Source organism: Streptococcus parasanguinis (assembly GCF_001578955.1).
Classification (GTDB): Bacteria; Bacillota; Bacilli; order Lactobacillales; family Streptococcaceae; genus Streptococcus; species Streptococcus parasanguinis_U.
In genome coordinates, this window is the sequence record NZ_KQ969690.1 from 590,378 (window position 1) to 595,183 (window position 4,806).

A 4,806-nucleotide genomic window follows, 5' to 3' on the forward strand; every position below is an offset into this window, starting at 1 on the left:
TTTTCAGTTAATCGTTCATTCACCGGGTATAGAATCTGTAAGTAATCAATAATAACGACAGGTGCTTTTCCAGTATATTTGAGATGATTTTCAACAGTTTTCCGAATTAGCTCCACACCAATAGGTCCAGTACCTTCGACAATGTAAATATTTTTGCAGTACTGCGAGTAATTTGCTACAGCTTTTTTAATCAAATCCTTCTCTGGGTTGCTGTAACCTGAATATCTACTCCCCTCAGTAATTCCTCGTGCTGTTTTTGCATTTCTGATATCACTATTAGAGGCAATAGATTCGATAACAGTGTGACGACTAATACTTTTACTAATTATTTCCCACCTAGACATTTCAATACTAAAAATCAAAACATCTGTTCCCTGTGCTGCAATTTGATCAGCAATCTGAGTTACAAATGTTGTCTTTCCAAGGGAGGAAATTGCACCAACACAATACAAGCCTTCGTAAAGACCACCTTCTAACAGATCATCTAAGCCTTCAAAATTTGTTTTAATACATGAAGTATTTGAACCATTCGTAATATCATTAAAAAACTTCGAAAGATGATTAGCTGTTGAATATTCAAGATACCGCTCTTTTTCACTTTTTGTTTGATTGATTGCATTTTCTACCATTTTGTTAAATACTCCTTTATTTTTCACTAACATATCGTTAGGATCTTTTACATCATCAATAGTTAATTTGCAAGAAATAAATTTAATTTTCTTACTTCTAAATTGCTCTGCTAATTTTAGTTCAGCCTCTCTCCCCTTTTCGTCTTGGTCCAATGAAAGAATGAATGTACGATCAATTTTTAGATCAGAAATAAGATTAATTAATTTATTTATATTTCCAATACTGCCAAGTGCTACTGCATTTCCACCAACTTCAACGATGCTCATGGCATCTATTTCGCCTTCTACAATAAAAATGGGATCCGTAGATTTTTTGAAGAGTTCGCTTTTATTAAAAATATCGCTCCCTCCCACCTTCTGTTTCATATAGCTCAATTGAGTTCCGGGTACAATTTCCCTTGTATCACGAGCAAAATAACAACTTTCACTTAAAGGAATAATTAACCGAGGTGTTTCAGGAACATTAGGATTAGTCACTTTGGGATGCTTCCATTTTTTTACGTAACCAACTTTAAACCGTTGGACTGTTGAAAAACTCAACCCTCGTTTAAGAAAATAGTCAGTTTCACAGAGATGCTTTGTGGCCTCATTATAAAAGCTTAAATAATTATCTTTTTTCTCTTCTTCCTTTAAAGGAAAAACAGCATTGGAATTCAAATATTCAGTCCTCTGGTTCTTTAATTCATCACATTCAGTTGATAGATTAAACAATTCTCTGACACGCTTCAATTGATCCTTAAATTTATCAATTCCTTCTACATAGCCGATAAGATCAAAGATATCTCCACCTCTATCGCAAGAGAAACATTTCCACTGGATTTCATCGTAAATGTGAAAAGCACCAGTTCTGTTTCTTCCTTCACCACTGTGGCAGAGGGGGCAAATATATGCTCCCTTACCACCTTTACGACTTGGTTCAGAGATTTGTTCAATGTATGCTTTCAAATAAGATTTTTCTTCTTCAAACATTTTTTTCTCCTTTTGTAGTTTCCAGTAAAAAAATAAATCCGGACTTTTTTTCTTACAGGCAAAATTATAGCATTGCCTTCAATATGAAAATTGAAGGCATATGCTGCTTATTAATATTATTAGTATTGAAAATCAGAAATACTAATAATATCAGTGATACCAAGGATCAAAATTTTTTTAGCAAATTCAACATACCCCAATTTCTAATTCAACATACCCCAATTTCTAATTCAACATACCCCATAAATCCTGATTTAATCGAAGCAAATCGATAAATCAGTGAATTTAAATCCCTGAAACTTTAAAATAAATTCTAAATTTCTGAAATTCAAAAAATGAGTTCATTCCTAACTGTTCATCTGATAAAGGTTCACAATTTGGATTACAGTATTCCCAACTAACTAGGATTTTATAATCGATTAGTTTATCAAGTGAATTAGCAAAGCTCTCTTCAATTCTTGAACGCCAACCACCTTTTTTTAATCTTACTTCTTCTATAGGAGGAATTTGGGGACATACATTTAATAAAGCTTCAACGGAAATAATTTCATTAGTCTTTTTTCTTCGATTATTTTTGTTACTTTGATGATAGACTAATTTCTTTGCAAGAGAATAAACATTTTTACTACGTTCATCAATTTTAAAAAGTTCGAGAGGAAAATTTGTCACATAAGATGTGATTAAATATCTAACGAATTTTTCAGTCAATTGAACTGTAAAAATTCCATTTTCGCATTTGAATTCCTCAATAAATTTTATATCATTGAATACAACATGATGTGCACCTCTCTTTTCTTTAGTACTGATAGAAAGATCCTTGAGCAAGCATAATGCTTCATCAATGATACAACGTACATTCTTTTTCGTTGAGATACTTGCTGGTTTAGATTTCCCTAGCAGTTCTGAATACTGTTTAATTGAAAATTCAACCAAGCAGTTAACAGCATCTTCTTCACTTAGTCTATATTTATTCTTCTTACCAATAAGAAAAATCAATAAATCCAACATCTTCAATACTCGAAGCTTGAAATAATCTTTGTTATCGTCATAGTTTTCAATATGAATCGTACCAGTATCTAAATGAATCGATGTTCGATTAGTGATCGGATCCCTTACTTTGTTAACTGTTTTCAAATTAACAGAAGTTAGCGAATTTATAGTCGGTGCATTTAAAATCTTCTCGATTTTCTCTTTTTTATCTACAGGCATTATATAACCTCTTTTTTATTTATTTGAAAAGACTTTTGAGAGCAAAAAAAAAGAGTTGTAGCTGATGCTACAACTCTCTTGCACTCAATAAATTTTCTTTTCATACTTATAGTCTGCCATTTTTTGATGAAAGTAAAAAAAAGAAAAATCAAAAAAAAGTCGCTTTTTCTACCAAAAATTGCTCAATTTTCTACTAAAATTTAAAAAGGACACTTTACAAAGTACCCTTTAAAATAGCGGAAATAGCGATATTTTAAGGATTTTAATACACATTATAAGATCTTCCATATAGGATTAAAATTTTTTTGAAAAAATTTTTAATGACCAAATTAAAATAATTTTTTAATTTCATACCTAGGATTATAGTTTCAACTGAAGAACACTAAATCCTTCCTATACGGAGAGACAATTTGTATAGTTATTTATGATTTATTTCAATCCAAAGCTTATTTCTCTTCTAATTCCGAGATTTGATTTGACCTAAAAAAGAAAGCTGATAAATTAACATTCTATTTATGTTCACTGTGAAAAAATCAAACATTTTGTCTGTTTAGCAACCAAAATGATACCAATAAATGTCTATTTTATTGTATGATTGTTCGTAATATATCTTATCATCGAGGTCCTGATAAATAAATAATTTTGTCAATAATAATATCTATACTTTTTATTTTCTACTACTTTTCTGTGATATAATAGTTAGTGATAACTAATTACTTTATAACATAGGGGGATTTAATGGGTTTAACTAAAAGTCAAGTAGCAAATTTTATAAATGATAAGATTCTCTTTAGATTCTCTATTTCTAACGATTTTATAATTAATTTCAGCGAAAGGGAAGACATTTTTACATTTGACGAGCTTGAAGGAATTATAAACAGTAACTTTACCTATTGGAGTTCGATTAATGATAAAGCTCCCAACAGTTTTTTGTCAAATTGGCAAAATTTGAAAGATAAGTTTAATGAGGTATAAGATTATATTTTCAATCTTGAAGAATTAAATATAGACAATATAAATTTATACATTTACAACAATCTATCAAGCAATTCTGAATATGGAGAACAAGGTGAGAAGGTATACATATTATCGATAGCTTCTCCTATTGATAGAGATTCTGAAATTCATAAAATAAAAAGTTTTGTTTCTTTCTATACTCAACAGTCTCAAAACAATCTTGTTGAAGCTATAAAAAGTTATATATATCTTTCTAAGAATCCAAGTTACATTGGTAGTTATTTTTCAAACTCTTATGAGTATAAATTTTATCCAGCCCTATTTCTACTTAGAAAAAGCTTTTCGAACATTAAAGAGAATCGCTCTGATTTTGAAACAAATATAGTAGCTCCTATAACAGACAAGTTAAGAGATATTTCAGTTCAATCCGATAAACAGTATAGAGAGATTACGTCGTTCACAGAAGATAAACATAATGAAATTCAGAAACAATTTGATAAAAAAGTTTCTGAATTTGCTGAATTTCAAAAATCTCTTAACAAATGGCAAGAAGAAAAGCAAAACAATCTGAACGACTTGGAGGAAACCTATAAAAACAAGCTTTCTTTAGAAGCTCCAGAGAAACTTTGGAATGAACGTGCAGTAGAACATCAAAAACAAGCTACAATATGGACATACTTCCTTATTGGTGCAGTCTTGGCTTTAATATTTACTTTAGTATTATTGGTTATCGTTATCCATGATTATTCTTTAAATATTATCAAAAAAGATCTTCCATTTATATCCGAGTCGTTTATACTTATTTCAGTTATTTCATTTTTTATCTATATTATTAGAGTATTGATAAAAATCGTTATGTCAAATCATCATATAGCCACCGAATATAAACAAAAAGCTGCTTTGACAAGATTTTATCAAGCTCTTACCTATGCTGGAACTGATATTGACAAAGAAGAGCGACTAATAATAATTAACTCGTTATTCAGTAGAGTTGAAACAGGATTAGTAAAAACAGATACATCAAATGATAGTGATACAATTT

At 30.0% G+C, this 4,806-nt stretch carries 4 protein-coding genes; 2 read left to right on the plus strand and 2 right to left on the minus strand.

Annotated elements, in window-relative coordinates; all coding sequences use genetic code 11:
• Window positions 1–1,598 (minus strand): DnaB-like helicase C-terminal domain-containing protein (locus SPADD19_RS06785; RefSeq protein WP_241496517.1); only part of this gene is annotated, 1,598 nt, incomplete at its 3' end.
• 285 nt (window positions 1,599–1,883) lie between these two features.
• Window positions 1,884–2,807 carry a hypothetical protein gene (locus SPADD19_RS06790; protein WP_003003191.1) on the minus strand — a complete coding sequence of 308 codons (924 nt, stop codon included), beginning with the start codon at window positions 2,805–2,807 and terminating at the stop codon, window positions 1,884–1,886.
• Between the two features lie 738 nt (window positions 2,808–3,545).
• Between SPADD19_RS06790 and SPADD19_RS12765 the strand changes: the two genes are divergently transcribed.
• The gene (locus SPADD19_RS12765) at window positions 3,546–3,782 is read left to right on the plus strand and encodes a hypothetical protein (RefSeq protein WP_241496518.1); all 237 of its coding nucleotides are present in this window, start codon (window positions 3,546–3,548) and stop codon (window positions 3,780–3,782) included.
• Window positions 3,783–4,244: 462 nt separating this feature from the next.
• The coding region (locus tag SPADD19_RS12770; protein ID WP_241496526.1) for a DUF6161 domain-containing protein at window positions 4,245–4,806 on the plus strand (562 nt) is incomplete at its 3' end.